The organism is Streptomyces sp. NBC_00328 (genome assembly GCF_036139655.1).
Taxonomy (GTDB): domain Bacteria; phylum Actinomycetota; class Actinomycetes; order Streptomycetales; family Streptomycetaceae; genus Streptomyces.
Map to the genome: position 1 here is coordinate 2182101 of NZ_CP108013.1, position 17465 is coordinate 2199565.

Sequence of the window (17465 nt, forward strand, 5' to 3'; positions counted from 1 at the left end):
GCGGAGGCCTCCTGGTCTGACGCGACCTTCGAGGGGCACCCCGGCACGGGTACCCCGACGGCCTCCCCCTCTGTCATCTCAACCTGAGAGTTTCACCGGATGGTCCCGTGGACGATCCGGCTTTCACCGTCGGTGAGGGCGGAGGCCATCGGCACCCGCCCTGCTTTCCAGAGTGACCTCGTCCGTGCGGTACGTGAGCCTGAGAGATTCCGGGGAGGAGTTGCTCCTTCGGCGCCTCCGCGAAATCCGGAGGACTCTCCCGCACGGGATCAGCAGCCACTTGCCAGACTACCAGCGAGGACAAGGCGACAGCCTTCGAGTGGCCGCCTTCACAAATGTGCTCTTTTGTAGTACTTACGGATGAGTTTGCGACCACTGGAGGGACCGTGCAGACCGACATCGATCCGCGCAACCTGATCGGCCGCAAGGCGTTCGACAGCAACGGCACCAAGATCGGCACGATCGACGAGGTCTACCTCGACGACGCGACCGGTGTCCCGGAGTGGGCGGCCATACGCACCGGGCTGTTCAGCAGGGACGCCTTCGTGCCCCTGGAGCCCAGCGAGATCATCGAGGGGACCCTGCGCATCCCCTTCGACCGGGCCCTGATCAAGGACGCCCCCGACTTCGGCGTCGGGCGGCATCTCTCCCCCGAACAGGAGCTCCAGCTCTACCACCACTACGGACTCGACGTGGCGTCCCCTCCGCCGCCGGACCGGGACTTCGGCCGGCTCGCGGGGTCGGAGGACACCTGATCCCCAGCGCCGGGGCCGTGCGTCCCGACCGCTGACACCGACGGCCCGGGACCGGTCGGCAGCCCGCCGGCTTCCTCGGGTCTTCGCTCCACCAGGGGCAGCGGGTCGGCCGGTTCCAGCTGCGCGTCGTCCGTCCGGAAGGTCCGCACCCGGCCGGGCCCGGAGTACGGCGTCTCGAACCTCACCGTGACCCGTCCCAGCCCGCTCCCCTGCACCCAGCCGTGCCCGAACTCGGCATGCCGCACGTCGTGCCCGGAGGGCCATCGTCGCTCCGCCGGCGCCGTCTCCCCGTCCGCGGCGGCCACCTCCGCCGGTTCGTCCCCGGCGTGCTCCTCCGCCGCCGGTTCCCCCGCGGCCGCGGCCTGCGCCTGCGCGAACAGATCCTCCTGCGTGTAGTCGGCGAGCCCGGTGACGCCGACCCCCAGCAGACGGACGCCACCGGTCGTGTCCACGCCCTCCAGCAGCCGGGCGGCGGCCTCCCGGACGACTCCGGGGTCGTCCGTGGGCCCCCGCAGCGTCTCGGACCGGGTCAGCGTCGAGAAGTCGTACCGGCGTACCTTCAGCACGATGGTCCGGCCCGACAGGCCGGCCCGGCGCAGCCGCCGCACGCACCGGTCCGCGAGCCGCTGCGCCTCCAGCTCCACCCGGACCCGGTCGTGGATGTCCACGTCGTACGTGTCCTCGACCGACACCGACTTGGTCTCCCGCTCGGCCACCACGGGCCGCTCGTCGTGGGCCAGCGCCATCGCGAACAGCGCGTGCCCGTGGGCCTTCCCCAGCAGCCGTACGAGCTCGTCCTCGCCCGCCTCGGCGAGCTCCTCGACGGTGGTGATGCCCGCCCGGCGCAGATGGTCGCCGGTGGCCGGCCCCACGCCCGGCAGCGTCCGCACCGGCATCGGTCCCAGCAGCGCGCGCTCGATGCCCGGCTCGATCAGGACGAGACCGTCCGGCTTGGCCTGCTCCGAGGCGATCTTCGCCAGCATCTTGGAAGCGGCGAGCCCCACCGACCCCGTGAGCCCCGTCACGGCCCGGATGTCCGCGCGCAGCTTGGCACCGGTCAGCCGCGCCGACGCCTCGTCCCACGCAGTCCCGCCCGCCTCCAGGTCCACGAACGCCTCGTCCAGGCTCAGCGGCTCCACCAGCGGCGACAGGGCCCGCAGCAGCCCCATCACCTGCTCGCTGACCTCTCGGTACAGCCCGAAGCGCGGCACGAGGTAGGCGGCGTTCGGTGCCCGCCTGCGGGCCTGGGCCATGGGCATCGCGGAGTTCACCCCGAAGACGCGGGCCTCGTACGAGGCGGTGGCGACCACTCCACGGGGCCCGAGCCCGCCCACCACGACGGCCTTCCCGCGCAGGCTCGGCTTGGACGCCTGCTCCGCCGAGGCGAAGAAGGCGTCCATGTCGAGATGCAGGATCGTGGGCGCGGTTCTCACATCTCCGATGCTGCCCTACGCCACTGACAATGCCCCGGCGCGCCGGGGCATCACGTCATCGGAGCGGCTCACACCGCGCGGTTGCGCCTGCGCGCCAGTTCGTCGGCGGGATGGTGCGCGAGAAGCGTCTCACCGGTGTCCACGCGCTCTCCGTGCAACTGGGACAGGGCGCCCTCGACGTCCCGCCACACCACTCCCACGGCGATGCCGAAGACGCCCTGGCCGCCCTGCAGCAGGGCGTGGACCTCGTCCGGGGAGGTGCACTCGTAGACCGTCGCGCCGTCGCTCATGAGCGTCATGCGCTCCAGGTCCTGGAAGCCGCGCTCCCTCAGGTGCTGGACCGTGGTGCGGATGTTCTGCAACGACACCCCGGTGTCCAGGAACCGCTTGACGATCTTGAGGACCACCACGTCCCGGAAACTGTAGAGGCGTTGCGTCCCCGACCCGTAGGCGGGACGCACGCTGGGCTCGACCAGTCCGGTCCGCGCCCAGTAGTCGAGCTGCCGGTAGGTGATGCCCGCGGCGGCGCACGCCGTGGGCCCCCGGTAACCGACCTCGTCGGGAACAGTCCCTTCCTCGTCGGACACTGCCGCCGGCCGCACCGGAACGTGATCGGCCGCGCTGCCATGCTGAGGGCGCCCCCTGCTCGAGCCGAGCCGAGAGCTTGGGGGAGGGTACGGGCCGCTCTCTCCCGGACCGTGTCCGGGAGCACCCCCAGCCGTACCGTCGCCGCTGCTTCTCACGCCGACCTCCGTCCTTGACCTGCCTTCTCGACGGTAGGCAGTCACCAGGGGCGCGTCAACGATCGCCACACTCGGCACGCCGAGTGATTATCACCCTAAGAGTGGTTTCCCGTGCCCTACCGCGGGGAAAGGCTAGCCGAATGCTCCCGGCGCGGGCCGCGGCACACCACACTCGCCGCGGGCAAATGCCACCCGGAGAGGCGTCCGCCCGGCCGGCTCACTGGCTGTTGGTGCCGAAGTCCTCGGGCGAGATCTGGTCGAGGAACTCGCGGAACTTCTCCACCTCGTCCTCCTGCTCGTCCGGGATCGCGATGCCCGCGTCATCGAGCACCCCGTCGCTGCCGTAGATGGGCGTTCCGGTGCGCAGCGCGAGCGCTATGGCGTCGGACGGCCTGGCACTCACCTCGACCCCGCTGGCGAAGACGAGCTCGGCGTAGAAGACGCCCTCGCGCAGGTCGGTGATGCGTACTTCGGTGAGCTCCTGGCCGACGGCCTCCAGCACGTCCTTGAACAGGTCGTGGGTCAGCGGTCGTGCGGGGGCCATGCCCTGCTGGGCGAAGGCGATCGCCGTCGCCTCCCCCGGTCCGATCCAGATGGGGAGGTAGCGGTCGCCTCCCACTTCACGCAGAAGCACGATCGGTTGGTTGGAGGGCATTTCGACCCGGACACCTACGACATCGAGCTCGTTCACACAGCAACCCTAGGCCGTGCCCGGGACGTTTGGGTAGTCGGGCACAGAACGGGTGGACGATCCGCGGCCCGCGCCGGTGGCACGGATCAGCGCAGACGCACGCCCAGCGCCGTCTGCACGAGCGCCGCGTGCAGCTTCACCGTGAGGCCCGCCAGTTCCTTGGTACGGGCCTCCGCGTGGGCCCGCGTCTGCGGATTGCGATGGCGCCGCAGGGGGGCGACCACCTGGTCCACCAGTCCCGCGTCCCGCTCCGCCGCGGCCTTCATCGCCCGCAGATGGCGCGGCTCGATCCCGAAGCGTCCCAGCTCGACGACGAGCGCGGCGACGGTCACCGCCTCCGCGTCGTAGACACCGTCGGGCAACGGACCGATCAGTCCGTACGACTCCCACTCCTGGAGCTGCTGCTCACCGATCTCGGCGGCGGCCAGCAGCTCCTCACGGCCCACCCGGGCCACCGTGGGCCCCTCGGGCTCCCCGTAGAGCTCTCCGGAGGGTTCATCCTCCCCCGCGTCGCGCTGGCGGCCCACGGAGGGCAGACGCACCTGCTCACCGCGCGCCAGGGCATCCAGGTGTTCGCGGATCACCTTGAGCGGGAGGTAGTGGTCACGCTGCATCCTCAGGACGTGGCCGAGACGCTCGACATCGTCCGCGCTGAACTTGCGGTACCCCGAAGGGGTCCGCCGCGGCTCGACGAGCCCCTCCGACTCCAGGAACCTGATCTTGGAGATGGTGACTTCGGGGAACTCGTCGCGCAGCAGGCTGAGCACCGCGCCGATGCTCATCAGCCCACTGTCCGCGGCGGCGGTACCGCTGCCGGCACCGCCGCTCGGTGTTTGAAGCATGGACATTCCCTCGGTGTCCCCCCGGACGGAGTTGGGGGAGGGTCAGATGCCCCGCTGGCTCGCGTAGAACACCAGCCGGTACTTGCCGATCTGTACCTCGTCACCGTTGGACAGAGGGACCTGATCGATCCGCTCCCGGTTGACGTACGTACCGTTCAGGCTGCCGACGTCGGCGACCGTGAACGAACCGTCCGCGACACGACGGAACTCCACATGACGACGCGAAACCGTCACGTCGTCGAGGAAGATGTCGCTCTGCGGATGACGTCCGGCCGTGGTCAGCTCACCGTCCAGCAGGAAGCGGCTGCCCGAGTTGGGACCACGGCGCACCACCAGGAGCGCCGAGCCGACCGGCAGCGCGTCGACCGCAGCCTGAGCCTCCGGGGAGAGCATCGGCGAGGCGGTCTGGCCCGTCACCTCGGCGTCGTAGGCCTCGATGCCGGAGATGGAGATCGTGGACGTCTGCTCCGACGGACGCTCCGGTCCACCCCGCAGCGGCGCACCGCAGTTGGAACAGAACCGGCTGTTCTCCGCGTTCCGGTTACCGCACCTCGTACACACCTGGGCCGACATGGACGGATCCTCCTGCCGCGGCTGCCCACCAGGGGCATGGGACGCATACGGATCGGAGGCGAACCCTCCACCCGCGCTCGAGGCTGACGGTTCCCCGAAACCTATGCGGCCGGGCTGGCCAGGGTCAACAGACGACGCGCCCTGACCACCGGGACCGGTGACCTGGTCCCGGAACAGCGGGCGGTCGCCGCCCTGGGCCTCCGCGTCTCCCTGGCGCGGTGCGCGATGACGGGCGGACGCGTTGTCGCCACTGTCCTCTCGCGTGCTCTTGCCGAACAACTTCGCAAACAACTTCACGGGCGATTCCCCTTGACCGAAACAGACCCGCCCGTGGGGCAGGACGAACCCTGATTGAACACACCGGTCGACCCGGACATCCTCACAACGTCCGTATCCACCAGACAGTTTCCACCACGCACCACCCATTCGGTGCGCCGACCCCCCGCAACCTCCTGCCCTCGCCCGACGGCCCCCATCCGACCGCCGTTCACCGGGAGGACGACCGAGCGTAGTCAGGGCGCTCGGCCGGTCGCAAGGCATCTACGATGATCTTCGTGGAGCGGTCCACCGTGACGGTGGCCTGCTCCTTCTCCAGTGTCTGCACCACGCCTCCCGGAATGTTCAGCGCCGGCTCCAGGTCCTGCGGCTTGCCGATGACCTTGAAACGATAGGGCTGGGTGATCTTGTTCCCGTCGACCTTCACTCCGCTTCCGGAGTCGGACAGATAGGTACCGGCGACCACACGCACGCCGTTCACCTGGATCGCCTCCGCACCGGCGGCGCGCAGCTCCTGGACGGCGTCGAGCAGCATGTCCGCCTTGACCGTCCCCTTCGCGTCGTCGATGGTCAGAGTGATGCCGGGCCCCTGAGCGGCCACGGTGCCCGCCAGAATGCCGAGTTGCTTCTCCTTCTCGACCGTCTGCTTGCGGGCCTCCTCGGCCTGGTCCGAGCTGTTCTCCAGCTCGGTGCGCTGATCCTCGAGACCCTGCTTCTCGTCCTCAAGACGCTGAGTCCGGCTGTCGAGTTCATCGAGAATGCGCACGAGATCTTCCTGACGCGCGCCGCGCAGCGCGCTGTCGCCGTCGCTGTTGGACGCCACCTGGACGGCCAGGCCGAACCCGAGGCCGAACAGCAGCACGGCGACGATGAGTTGGGCACGCGACACCCGCGGCGGCCACAACCCCTTGACCAGCCTCTGACGGCCGGACAGCAGCGGCACGCCACTCTCCTCGGCCACCTGCGGCTCGGGCTCCTCCACGGCCGCGGGGACCTCTTCCGGCAGCTCCCTGCGCAGTGGGTTCTCGGGGGTCTCGGCTTCGTTCTCGTCGCTCATCGGCCTCACGCCCGGAACACGTGCCGGCGGATGGCCGCGGCATTGGAGAAGATCCGGATGCCGAGGACGACCACGACACCCGTGGAGAGCTGGGCGCCCACACCCAACTTGTCACCCAGGAAAACGATCAGCGCGGCGACGACCACGTTCGACAGGAACGAGACCACGAAGACCTTGTCGTCGAAGATGCCGTCGAGCATCGCGCGCAGACCGCCGAACACGGCGTCGAGCGCCGCCACGACGGCGATCGGAAGGTAAGGCTCGACGACCGCCGGGACCTCGGGCCGGACCAACAGTCCAGCCACGACTCCCACGACGAGGCCCAGTACGGCGATCACGGTGTGCCCTTCTCTGTTCTCGGCTCTGCTGTACGTACGATCACACTCGGTGCGGCGGACAACCGGACGTCCCCCTCGACGGAGATACCGGTCCTGATGCCGTAGTTCTCCTGCAGGGCATGCAGATACAGCCCGTCGGCACTGTTCTGGAACCTGGTGCTGAGCCGCTGGCCGTCCCCCACCGCGAGCACCGTGTACGGCGGCACCAGCGGCTTGTTGTCGACCAGTATCGCGTCACCCGCGGCCCTGATGGCCGACAGAGCGGTCAGCCGCTGTCCATTGACGGAAATGGCCTCGGCACCCGACTCCCACAGGCCGTTGACCACGCGCTGCATGTCACGGTCCCGCACCCGTCCGGTGTCGGAGAATCCCGAGGTCTCCCGCGGGTTGGTGCCGTCACCGCCCGTGCTGGCTTCCTTGGCGTCGTTGACGACGAGCTTCACACCCGGTCCGTGCACATCGGTGGCGCCGGACAGGACGCTCACCAGATCGGCCTGCTCACCGCCGTCCTTCTTCAGCGCCGCACGCTGGCGGGCGCTCACATCGGCGCGCAGGGTGTCGACGCCGCTCTCCAGCTTGTCCGCGGCCGTCGTCTCGCGCTCGATGCGGTCGATGAGCTCCTGGCGCTCCCTGGCGACGACGGGGGCCGCGAGCCGGGCGTTCGCCGCCCCGACGGTGACCACGAGCGCGGCGAGCACCAGACCGGCCGCCAGAGCCAGCTTGGCCCGGACCGTCTTCGGCAGGCCACCGGCGCCCTCGGCCTCCTTGCGGGCCGCCGCTTCGGCGTAGCCCTCGTCGAGGCTGTGGTCCATGACGTTGGTGAGCAGCGACATGGAGGCGTCCGGGCGCGAGGGGCGCGGAGCGCTGCTCCGAACGGGGGGCTGCTGCGGCATGCCGCACATCGTCGCACGTCGCGGGTGCTACCTCCGAATGGCCCCACCAACGTGCCGGACAGGCGCCCTTGAGGGCACTTGTCCGACACGTACGGGTGAAGATCGTTTCAGCGGCCGGCGCTGTCCACGACGGCCGCCCACTCGTCGAGCAGGGCCTCCGCGGAGGCGTCGTCCGGCCCCTCCGCCCACAGATGGGTGACGGCCTCGGCGGGGTCCGGCAGCACCATCACCCAGCGCCCGTCCGTCTCCACGACGCGGACACCGTCCGTCGTGTCCACGAAGCGGTCTCCCGCCTCCTCCACGACCCTGCGCATCACGAGCCCCTTCACGGCCCACGGAGTCGCGAGATCCCGCTTGAGGACATGCGCCCGTGGAATCCGGGCGTCGATCTGGCTGAGCGTGAGCTGAGTCCGCGCGACCAGACCGATGAGCCGTACGAAGGCGGCCGCGCCGTCGAAGACGCCGCTGAACTCGGGAATGATGAACCCGCCGCGCGCGTCGCCGCCGAAGATCGTCGACTCCTCGCGGCCGACCCGGGTCAGGTCGTCCGGCGACGTGGTCGTCCACTCCACCTGCGTGCCGTGGTACGCCGCCACCTGCTCGGCGATCCGTGTGGTCGTTACGGGCAGCGCCACCCGTCCGCTGCGCCGCTCCGCGGCCACCAGGTCGAGCATCACGAGCAGAGCCCGGTCGTCCTCGACGATCCGCCCCTTCTCGTCGACGAGCGAGAGCCGCTCGCCCACCGGGTCGAAGCGCACGCCGAACGCGGCCCGCGCGGACGCGACGATCTCACCCAGCCGCACCAGGCCGGCCCGCCGCGTCTCCACCGTCTCGGTCGGCCTCGACTCGTCGAGACCGGGATTGATCACCAGGGAGTCCACACCGAGCTTGCCCAGCAGGCTGGGCAGCACCAGTCCGGCACTGCCGTTGGAGGCGTCGACGACCACTTTCAGCCCGGAATCCGCGATCCCGGTGGTGTCGACGTTGCGCAGCAGCGATCCCGTGTAGGAGTCGAAGACACTCGCGGGGAAGTGCAGGTCCCCGATCTCGCCGGGGAAGGCACGACGGTACTCCTGCCGCGCGAACACCCGGTCCAGCTTCCGCTGACCGCCCTGCGACAGGTCGGCACCCTGCCCGTCGAAGAACATGATGTCGACGGAGTCCGGCACTCCTGGCGTCGTCCGGATCATGATGCCGCCGGCACTGCCCCGGGCCGTCTGCTGCCGGGCCACGGGCAGCGGTACGTTCTCCAGGTCGCGTACGTCGATGGCGCTGGCCTGCAACGCGGAGATCACCGCCCGCTTCAGCGCGCGAGCGCCTCGGGAGTGGTCGCGGGCCGTGGTGACGGTGGAGCCCTTCTTGAGCGTCGTCGCGTAGGCACCCGCCAGACGCACGGCCAGCTCCGGGGTGATCTCGACGTTCAGGATCCCGGAGACGCCACGAGCGCCGAAGAGGTGGGCCTGGCCCCGCGACTCCCAGATCACCGAGGTGTTGACGAAAGCGCCGGCCTCGATGGTCTTGAACGGATAGACGCGGACGTTGCCCTGAATGATCGATTCTTCACCGACGAGGCACTCGTCGCCGATCACGGCGCCGTCCTCGATGCGGGCGGCTCGCATGATGTCGGTGTTCTTTCCGACCACACAGCCGCGCAGATTGCTGTGCTGCCCGATGTACACGTTGTCGTGCACGACCGCCCGGTGCAGGAACGCGCCGGTCTTGACGACGACGTTGGAGCCGACGACGGTGTGCTCACGGATCTCGGCGTCGGCCTCGACCTTGGCGTAGTCACCGATGTAGAGCGGCCCGCGCAGCACCGCGTCGGGGTGCACCTCCGCGCCCTCGGCCACCCAGACACCCGGGGAGATCTCGAACCCGTCGAGTTCGACGTCGACCTTGCCCTCCAGGACGTCCGCCTGGGCCTTCACATAGCTCTCGTGGGTGCCGACGTCCTCCCAGTAGCCCTCGGCGATATAGCCGTAGACGGGCTTGCCTTCCTTCATCAGCTGAGGGAAGACGTCACCGGACCAGTCGACGGAGACATCGGCCTCGACGTAGTCGAAGACCTCGGGCTCCATGACGTAGATGCCCGTGTTCACGGTGTCCGAGAAGACCTGGCCCCAGGTCGGCTTCTCCAGGAAGCGCTCGACCTTGCCTTCCTCGTCCACGATGGTGATGCCGAATTCCAGCGGATTGGGAACGCGCGTCAGACAGACGGTGACGAGGGCGCCCTTTTCCTTGTGGAAGTTGATGAGTTCGGTGAGATCGAAGTCGGTAAGGGCGTCACCGGAGATGACGAGGAAGGCGTCGTCCTTCAATGCCTCCTCGGCGTTCTTGACGCTGCCGGCAGTACCGAGTGGCTTCTCCTCATTGGCATAGGTGAGCTCCATGCCGAGCTCTTCGCCGTCACCGAAGTAGTTCTTGACCATTGAGGCCAGGAACTGGACAGTGACGACGGTTTCGTTGAGCCCATGCCTTTTGAGCAGCCTCAGCACATGCTCCATGATCGGGCGGTTCGCCACGGGCAGGAGCGGCTTGGGCATGCTTGAGGTCATCGGACGAAGGCGTGTGCCTTCGCCTCCGGCCATCACGACGGCCTTCATGTCGGAAGCGTCCTCCTTGAAGAGACGACGGTACAGCCGACTTCACCCGTCCTGATTGTCCCGCAGATTTCGAGCGGGGGCCATCGGGCACTACTGCCGCCCAATCGGGCCGAGCTCAATCGGCCATGGCGTCCGCTCGGATCAACCGGCGGACCTGTACCACGTAGAGGACTCCTGCCCACCAATACAGGGTTGTACCCCATCCGGCGAACGCCCATCCGAAAATAGCTCCGAGTGTCGCGATCCAGCCGCTGGCGTCACTGAGCAGCAGCAACGGGAAGGCGTACATCAGGTTGAAGGTGGCCGCCTTCCCGAGGAAGTTCACCTGTGGGGGCGGATAGCCGTGGCGCCGGAGGATCCACACCATCACCAGCAGAACCAGCTCGCGTGCGAGAAGAGCGGCCGTGAGCCAGATCGGAAGAATCTCGCGCCAGGTGAGTCCGACAAGCGTCGACAGAATGTAGAGCCGGTCGGCCGCGGGGTCCAGCAGCCGGCCGAGGCTGCTGATCTGGTTCCAGCGCCGGGCGAGTTTGCCGTCCAGATAGTCGCTGATACCGCTCAGCATGAGGACGAGCAGCGCCCAACCGTCGCTGTTGGGACCACCGAACTCCGGCCTGAGGATCAACCACAGGAAGAGGGGCACGCCGGCGAGGCGCGCCATGCTGAGGATGTTCGGGATGGTGAGGACCCGGTTCGTCTGAACGCGGGTCTCCTGGACCTCCACCCGGGGGCCTCCTGTGGGAAACGAGCCAACGATGCCCCCTGACCTTACCCGCAGCCCCGGCGCCACAGCGCAGAGGGGGAGGCAAGAGCGGGGGCGTCATCGGAAAATTCTGCCGGAAAACAAAAAAGCTCCGGCTCCCGGGAAATTCCCGAGAGCCGGAGCTCTAATTTTTGTTCGGCGGCGTCCTACTCTCCCACAGGGTCCCCCCTGCAGTACCATCGGCGCTGTGAGGCTTAGCTTCCGGGTTCGGAATGTAACCGGGCGTTTCCCTCACGCTATGACCACCGAAACACTATGAAACTGTCAACCGCACCACGCTCTGTGACAAACGTGGGGTTGTTCGTGGTTTCAGAACCAACACAGTGGACGCGAGCAACTGAGGACAAGCCCTCGGCCTATTAGTACCAGTCACCTCCACCCGTTGCCGGGCTTCCAGATCTGGCCTATCAACCCAGTCGTCTACTGGGAGCCTTAACCCCTCAAGGGGGTGGGAATACTCATCTCGAAGCAGGCTTCCCGCTTAGATGCTTTCAGCGGTTATCCCTCCCGAACGTAGCCAACCAGCCATGCCCTTGGCAGGACAACTGGCACACCAGAGGTTCGTCCGTCCCGGTCCTCTCGTACTAGGGACAGCCCTTCTCAATATTCCTACGCGCACAGCGGATAGGGACCGAACTGTCTCACGACGTTCTAAACCCAGCTCGCGTACCGCTTTAATGGGCGAACAGCCCAACCCTTGGGACCGACTCCAGCCCCAGGATGCGACGAGCCGACATCGAGGTGCCAAACCATCCCGTCGATATGGACTCTTGGGGAAGATCAGCCTGTTATCCCCGGGGTACCTTTTATCCGTTGAGCGACGGCGCTTCCACAAGCCACCGCCGGATCACTAGTCCCGACTTTCGTCCCTGCTCGACCCGTCGGTCTCACAGTCAAGCTCCCTTGTGCACTTACACTCAACACCTGATTGCCAACCAGGCTGAGGGAACCTTTGGGCGCCTCCGTTACTCTTTAGGAGGCAACCGCCCCAGTTAAACTACCCATCAGACACTGTCCCTGATCCGGATCACGGACCCAGGTTAGACATCCAGCACGACCAGACTGGTATTTCAACGACGACTCCACCTGAACTGGCGTCCAAGCTTCACAGTCTCCCAGCTATCCTACACAAGCCGAACCGAACACCAATATCAAACTGTAGTAAAGGTCCCGGGGTCTTTCCGTCCTGCTGCGCGAAACGAGCATCTTTACTCGTAGTGCAATTTCACCGGGCCTATGGTTGAGACAGTCGAGAAGTCGTTACGCCATTCGTGCAGGTCGGAACTTACCCGACAAGGAATTTCGCTACCTTAGGATGGTTATAGTTACCACCGCCGTTTACTGGCGCTTAAGTTCTCAGCTTCGCCACCCCGAAGAGTGACTAACCGGTCCCCTTAACGTTCCAGCACCGGGCAGGCGTCAGTCCGTATACATCGCCTTACGGCTTCGCACGGACCTGTGTTTTTAGTAAACAGTCGCTTCTCGCTGGTCTCTGCGGCCACCCCCAGCTCACCGAGTAAATCGGATCACCAGTGATGGCCCCCCTTCTCCCGAAGTTACGGGGGCATTTTGCCGAGTTCCTTAACCATAGTTCACCCGAACGCCTCGGTATTCTCTACCTGACCACCTGAGTCGGTTTAGGGTACGGGCCGCCATGAAACTCGCTAGAGGCTTTTCTCGACAGCATAGGATCATCCACTTCACCACAATCGGCTCGGCATCAGGTCTCAGCCTTAATGTGTGACGGATTTGCCTATCACACGGCCTACACCCTTACCCCGGGACAACCACCGCCCGGGATGGACTACCTTCCTGCGTCACCCCATCACTCACCTACTACAGGTCTGGTCCGTCGGCTCCACCACTCCCCTTTGCCCGAAGGCTCCGGGGCGGCTTCACGGACTTAGCATCGCCTGGTTCGATGTTTGACGCTTCACAGCGGGTACCGGAATATCAACCGGTTATCCATCGACTACGCCTGTCGGCCTCGCCTTAGGTCCCGACTTACCCTGGGCAGATCAGCTTGACCCAGGAACCCTTAGTCAATCGGCGCACACGTTTCTCACGTGTGTATCGCTACTCATGCCTGCATTCTCACTCGTGAACCGTCCACCACTGCCTTCCGGCGCGGCTTCACCCGGCACACGACGCTCCCCTACCCATCACAGCGGGCGTTGGCCCTATTGCTGCAATGACACGACTTCGGCGGTACGCTTGAGCCCCGCTACATTGTCGGCGCGGAATCACTAGACCAGTGAGCTATTACGCACTCTTTCAAGGGTGGCTGCTTCTAAGCCAACCTCCTGGTTGTCTGTGCGACTCCACATCCTTTCCCACTTAGCGTACGCTTAGGGGCCTTAGTCGATGCTCTGGGCTGTTTCCCTCTCGACCATGGAGCTTATCCCCCACAGTCTCACTGCCGCGCTCTCACTTACCGGCATTCGGAGTTTGGCTAAGGTCAGTAACCCGGTAGGGCCCATCGCCTATCCAGTGCTCTACCTCCGGCAAGAAACACACGACGCTGCACCTAAATGCATTTCGGGGAGAACCAGCTATCACGGAGTTTGATTGGCCTTTCACCCCTAACCACAGGTCATCCCCCAGGTTTTCAACCCTGGTGGGTTCGGTCCTCCACGACCTCTTACAGCCGCTTCAACCTGCCCATGGCTAGATCACTCCGCTTCGGGTCTTGAGCGCGCTACTGAATCGCCCTATTCGGACTCGCTTTCGCTACGGCTTCCCCACACGGGTTAACCTCGCAACGCACCGCAAACTCGCAGGCTCATTCTTCAAAAGGCACGCAGTCACGACGCATTGAGTAAACTCAATGCGCGACGCTCCCACGGCTTGTAGGCACACGGTTTCAGGTACTATTTCACTCCGCTCCCGCGGTACTTTTCACCATTCCCTCACGGTACTATCCGCTATCGGTCACCAGGGAATATTTAGGCTTAGCGGGTGGTCCCGCCAGATTCACACGGGATTTCTCGGGCCCCGTGCTACTTGGGTGTCTCTCAAACGAGCCGTTGATGTTTCGACTACGGGGGTCTTACCCTCTACGCCGGACCTTTCGCATGTCCTTCGCCTACATCAACGGTTTCTGACTCGTCTCACAGCCGGCAGACTGTGAAAGAGAGATCCCACAACCCCCCAAGCGCAACCCCTGCCGGGTCTCACACGCTTGAGGTTTGGCCTCATCCGGTTTCGCTCGCCACTACTCCCGGAATCACGGTTGTTTTCTCTTCCTGCGGGTACTGAGATGTTTCACTTCCCCGCGTTCCCTCCACATACCCTATGTGTTCAGGTATGGGTGACAGCCCATGACGACTGCCGGGTTTCCCCATTCGGAAACCCCCGGATCAAAGCCTGGTTGACGGCTCCCCGGGGACTATCGTGGCCTCCCACGTCCTTCATCGGTTCCTGGTGCCAAGGCATCCACCGTGCGCCCTTAAAAACTTGGCCACAGATGCTCGCGTCCACTGTGCAGTTCTCAAACAACGACCAACCACCCATCACCCCGAACCAGTAGTTCGAGTGCACTGGGGCCGGCACTGAAGGCAGCCACACGGGCCGTACCTTCAGACACCCAACAGCGTGCCCGACACCCTCGCCACTCATGATCAGCTTTCCACGCTCCGAAGAGCAGTACTTGCAGCCCGAGATGACTGAGAGTGCCGAATAATCAACGTTCCACCCATGAGCAACCACCGTCGAACATCTGCCGACGTAATGGCCCTGGACCACCGGGCAAGCCCGGCGGCCTAGATGCTCCTTAGAAAGGAGGTGATCCAGCCGCACCTTCCGGTACGGCTACCTTGTTACGACTTCGTCCCAATCGCCAGTCCCACCTTCGACAGCTCCCTCCCACAAGGGGTTGGGCCACCGGCTTCGGGTGTTACCGACTTTCGTGACGTGACGGGCGGTGTGTACAAGGCCCGGGAACGTATTCACCGCAGCAATGCTGATCTGCGATTACTAGCAACTCCGACTTCATGGGGTCGAGTTGCAGACCCCAATCCGAACTGAGACAGGCTTTTTGAGATTCGCTCCGCCTCACGGCTTCGCAGCTCTTTGTACCTGCCATTGTAGCACGTGTGCAGCCCAAGACATAAGGGGCATGATGACTTGACGTCGTCCCCACCTTCCTCCGAGTTGACCCCGGCAGTCTCCTGTGAGTCCCCATCACCCCGAAGGGCATGCTGGCAACACAGAACAAGGGTTGCGCTCGTTGCGGGACTTAACCCAACATCTCACGACACGAGCTGACGACAGCCATGCACCACCTGTACACCGACCACAAGGGGGGCACTATCTCTAATGCTTTCCGGTGTATGTCAAGCCTTGGTAAGGTTCTTCGCGTTGCGTCGAATTAAGCCACATGCTCCGCTGCTTGTGCGGGCCCCCGTCAATTCCTTTGAGTTTTAGCCTTGCGGCCGTACTCCCCAGGCGGGGAACTTAATGCGTTAGCTGCGGCACCGACGACGTGGAATGTCGCCAACACCTAGTTCCCACCGTTTACGGCGTGGACTACCAGGGTATCTAATCCTGTTCGCTCCCCACGCTTTCGCTCCTCAGCGTCAGTAATGGCCCAGAGATCCGCCTTCGCCACCGGTGTTCCTCCTGATATCTGCGCATTTCACCGCTACACCAGGAATTCCGATCTCCCCTACCACACTCTAGCTAGCCCGTATCGAATGCAGACCCGGGGTTAAGCCCCGGGCTTTCACACCCGACGTGACAAGCCGCCTACGAGCTCTTTACGCCCAATAATTCCGGACAACGCTTGCGCCCTACGTATTACCGCGGCTGCTGGCACGTAGTTAGCCGGCGCTTCTTCTGCAGGTACCGTCACTCTCGCTTCTTCCCTGCTGAAAGAGGTTTACAACCCGAAGGCCGTCATCCCTCACGCGGCGTCGCTGCATCAGGCTTTCGCCCATTGTGCAATATTCCCCACTGCTGCCTCCCGTAGGAGTCTGGGCCGTGTCTCAGTCCCAGTGTGGCCGGTCGCCCTCTCAGGCCGGCTACCCGTCGTCGCCTTGGTGAGCCACTACCTCACCAACAAGCTGATAGGCCGCGGGCTCATCCTTCACCGCCGGAGCTTTTAACCCCCACCCATGCGGGCAGGAGTGTTATGCCGGTATTAGACCCCGTTTCCAGGGCTTGTCCCAGAGTGAAGGGCAGATTGCCCACGTGTTACTCACCCGTTCGCCACTAATCCACCCCGAAGGGCTTCATCGTTCGACTTGCATGTGTTAAGCACGCCGCCAGCGTTCGTCCTGAGCCAGGATCAAACTCTCCGTGAATGTTTTCCCGTAATCGGGACGACACCACGAGAGCGGAACCAAGGGGAGGAATAATCCCCCGGTTCACAGCGTCCTCGCTGATGCGCCTGCCGGAACAATGCCCGGCAGGACTTTTTCAAAGGAACCTCGTCCCGACCGAACGGCCGGAGACGGGGTATCAACAAATCTGGCGTTGATTTTTGGCACGCTGTTGAGTTCTCAAGGAACGGACGCTTCCTTTGTACTCACCCTCTCGGGCTTTCCTCCGGGCGCTTCCCTTCGGTCTTGCGTTTCCGACTCTATCAGACCGTTTCCGTATCCGATTTCCTCGGCGCTTTCCAGGTTTCCGCTTTCGCGTTTCCCTTTCCGGCGAGTCCAAACTCTATCAGTCCTTTTCCCTCTCGCTGACCACCGTCCCGCAGACATACGGAACAGGACCCCGAGATAGGATCTGACAAGTTGGGTGCTGCCGGGCAACGACGCCTTGGTCACGCCGCTCAGCCTCAAGCAGGAGTACGACTCTACATGGGGTGCGGGAGCAGGCGCAAATCGTTTGCCCTGTCCTCTACGGCGCCAACCGGGATCTCTCGCGCGGAACCGGCACTTCATATGACATACCCTGCTCAACAGTGCGCTGTCCGGGACAGGCAGTGACGGCCCGTATAGATCTCCACCCCTCGGAGGCTTCCCATGACCACCGTGACGTCCCCTCTTGCAGGACGCGCCATCGGACTCGCCGCGGTACCGGACCCCGTCTTCTCCGGAGCGATGGTCGGCCCCGGCACGGCGATCGACCCCGTGCGTGAGCCCTCGGAGGCTGTCGCCCCCGTGGACGGAGTGATCGTCTCTCTTCACCCGCACGCGTTCGTCGTCGTCGACGGTGAAGGCCACGGCGTGCTCACGCACCTGGGTATCGACACCGTGCAGCTCAACGGCGAGGGCTTCGAGCTGCTCGTCAACAAGGGGGACACCGTGACGCGCGGCCAGAGTGTCGTGCGGTGGAACCCCGCCGCCGTCGAGGAGGCCGGCAAGTCCCCGGTGTGTCCGGTCGTGGCCCTCGAAGCCACGGCGGACTCCCTCTCGGACGTCCGTGAGGACGGCGATGTGAAGGCCGGCGACGCGCTCTTCGGCTGGCAGTGACATCGACGCTGTCCTGGACGGCGCTTCGACAACCATCACGGCGGCGGTACACGCCGCACTATTCGGAGACGGGTGA

At 65.1% G+C, this 17465-nt stretch carries 12 protein-coding genes, 3 rRNA genes and 1 riboswitch; of the genes, 2 read left to right on the forward strand and 13 right to left on the reverse strand.

Translation table 11 applies throughout. The features are described 5' to 3' along the window. Positions 1–177: 177 nt before the first annotated feature. A riboswitch (glycine riboswitch) is annotated at positions 178–272 on the reverse strand. Between the two features lie 114 nt (positions 273–386). After that, positions 387–755 carry a PRC-barrel domain-containing protein gene (locus OG485_RS09510; protein ID WP_326789027.1) on the forward strand — a complete coding sequence of 123 codons (369 nt, stop codon included), beginning with the start codon at positions 387–389 and terminating at the stop codon, positions 753–755. Here the strand turns inward: OG485_RS09510 and OG485_RS09515 are convergent. The 13 genes from OG485_RS09515 to OG485_RS09575 form a co-directional block, all read right to left on the reverse strand. Beyond that, complete coding sequence (locus tag OG485_RS09515) at positions 680–2188, reverse strand: DNA polymerase IV (RefSeq protein ID WP_328665788.1); 1509 nt, start codon at positions 2186–2188, stop codon at positions 680–682. The genes OG485_RS09510 and OG485_RS09515 overlap by 76 nt on opposite strands. A gap of 68 nt (positions 2189–2256) precedes the next feature. Then, on the reverse strand, positions 2257–2931 hold the full coding sequence (locus tag OG485_RS09520) for a MerR family transcriptional regulator (RefSeq protein ID WP_328665791.1): 675 nt from the start codon (positions 2929–2931) through the stop codon (positions 2257–2259). Positions 2932–3148: 217 nt separating this feature from the next. Then, on the reverse strand, positions 3149–3622 hold the full coding sequence (locus OG485_RS09525; RefSeq protein WP_006123076.1) for a bifunctional nuclease family protein: 474 nt from the start codon (positions 3620–3622) through the stop codon (positions 3149–3151). Positions 3623–3708: 86 nt separating this feature from the next. Next, positions 3709–4464, reverse strand: a complete 756-nt coding sequence (gene ftsR / locus OG485_RS09530; protein WP_328666337.1) for a transcriptional regulator FtsR — start codon at positions 4462–4464, stop codon at positions 3709–3711. A gap of 42 nt (positions 4465–4506) precedes the next feature. Further along, positions 4507–5463: an FHA domain-containing protein gene (locus OG485_RS09535; protein WP_328666339.1), complete on the reverse strand. Its 957-nt coding sequence runs from the start codon at positions 5461–5463 to the stop codon at positions 4507–4509. Between the two features lie 61 nt (positions 5464–5524). Next, positions 5525–6370, reverse strand: coding sequence for a DUF881 domain-containing protein (locus tag OG485_RS09540; RefSeq protein ID WP_328666341.1), 846 nt, complete (start codon positions 6368–6370; stop codon positions 5525–5527). 5 nt (positions 6371–6375) lie between these two features. After that, on the reverse strand, positions 6376–6708 hold the full coding sequence (locus OG485_RS09545) for a small basic family protein (RefSeq protein ID WP_003988855.1): 333 nt from the start codon (positions 6706–6708) through the stop codon (positions 6376–6378). Continuing rightward, positions 6705–7610 carry a DUF881 domain-containing protein gene (locus tag OG485_RS09550; RefSeq protein WP_328666702.1) on the reverse strand — a complete coding sequence of 302 codons (906 nt, stop codon included), beginning with the start codon at positions 7608–7610 and terminating at the stop codon, positions 6705–6707. Before OG485_RS09550 ends, OG485_RS09545 begins: the two co-directional genes overlap by 4 nt. 98 nt (positions 7611–7708) lie before the next feature. After that, positions 7709–10204, reverse strand: a complete 2496-nt coding sequence (locus tag OG485_RS09555; protein WP_328666704.1) for a mannose-1-phosphate guanyltransferase — start codon at positions 10202–10204, stop codon at positions 7709–7711. 115 nt (positions 10205–10319) lie between these two features. Continuing rightward, positions 10320–10928 carry a CDP-alcohol phosphatidyltransferase family protein gene (locus OG485_RS09560; protein ID WP_328454731.1) on the reverse strand — a complete coding sequence of 203 codons (609 nt, stop codon included), beginning with the start codon at positions 10926–10928 and terminating at the stop codon, positions 10320–10322. A 172-nt stretch (positions 10929–11100) separates the two neighbouring features. Further along, positions 11101–11217 (reverse strand): 5S ribosomal RNA (gene rrf, locus OG485_RS09565). Positions 11218–11306: 89 nt separating this feature from the next. Beyond that, a 23S ribosomal RNA gene (locus OG485_RS09570) occupies positions 11307–14429 on the reverse strand. Between the two features lie 314 nt (positions 14430–14743). After that, positions 14744–16270, reverse strand: a 16S ribosomal RNA gene (locus tag OG485_RS09575). The 16S, 23S and 5S rRNA genes sit together here, the layout of an rRNA operon. Positions 16271–16939: 669 nt before the next feature. Between OG485_RS09575 and OG485_RS09580 the strand changes: the two genes are divergently transcribed. After that, positions 16940–17389, forward strand: a complete 450-nt coding sequence (locus OG485_RS09580) for a PTS sugar transporter subunit IIA (protein WP_326789018.1) — start codon at positions 16940–16942, stop codon at positions 17387–17389. Positions 17390–17465 lie beyond the last annotated feature (76 nt).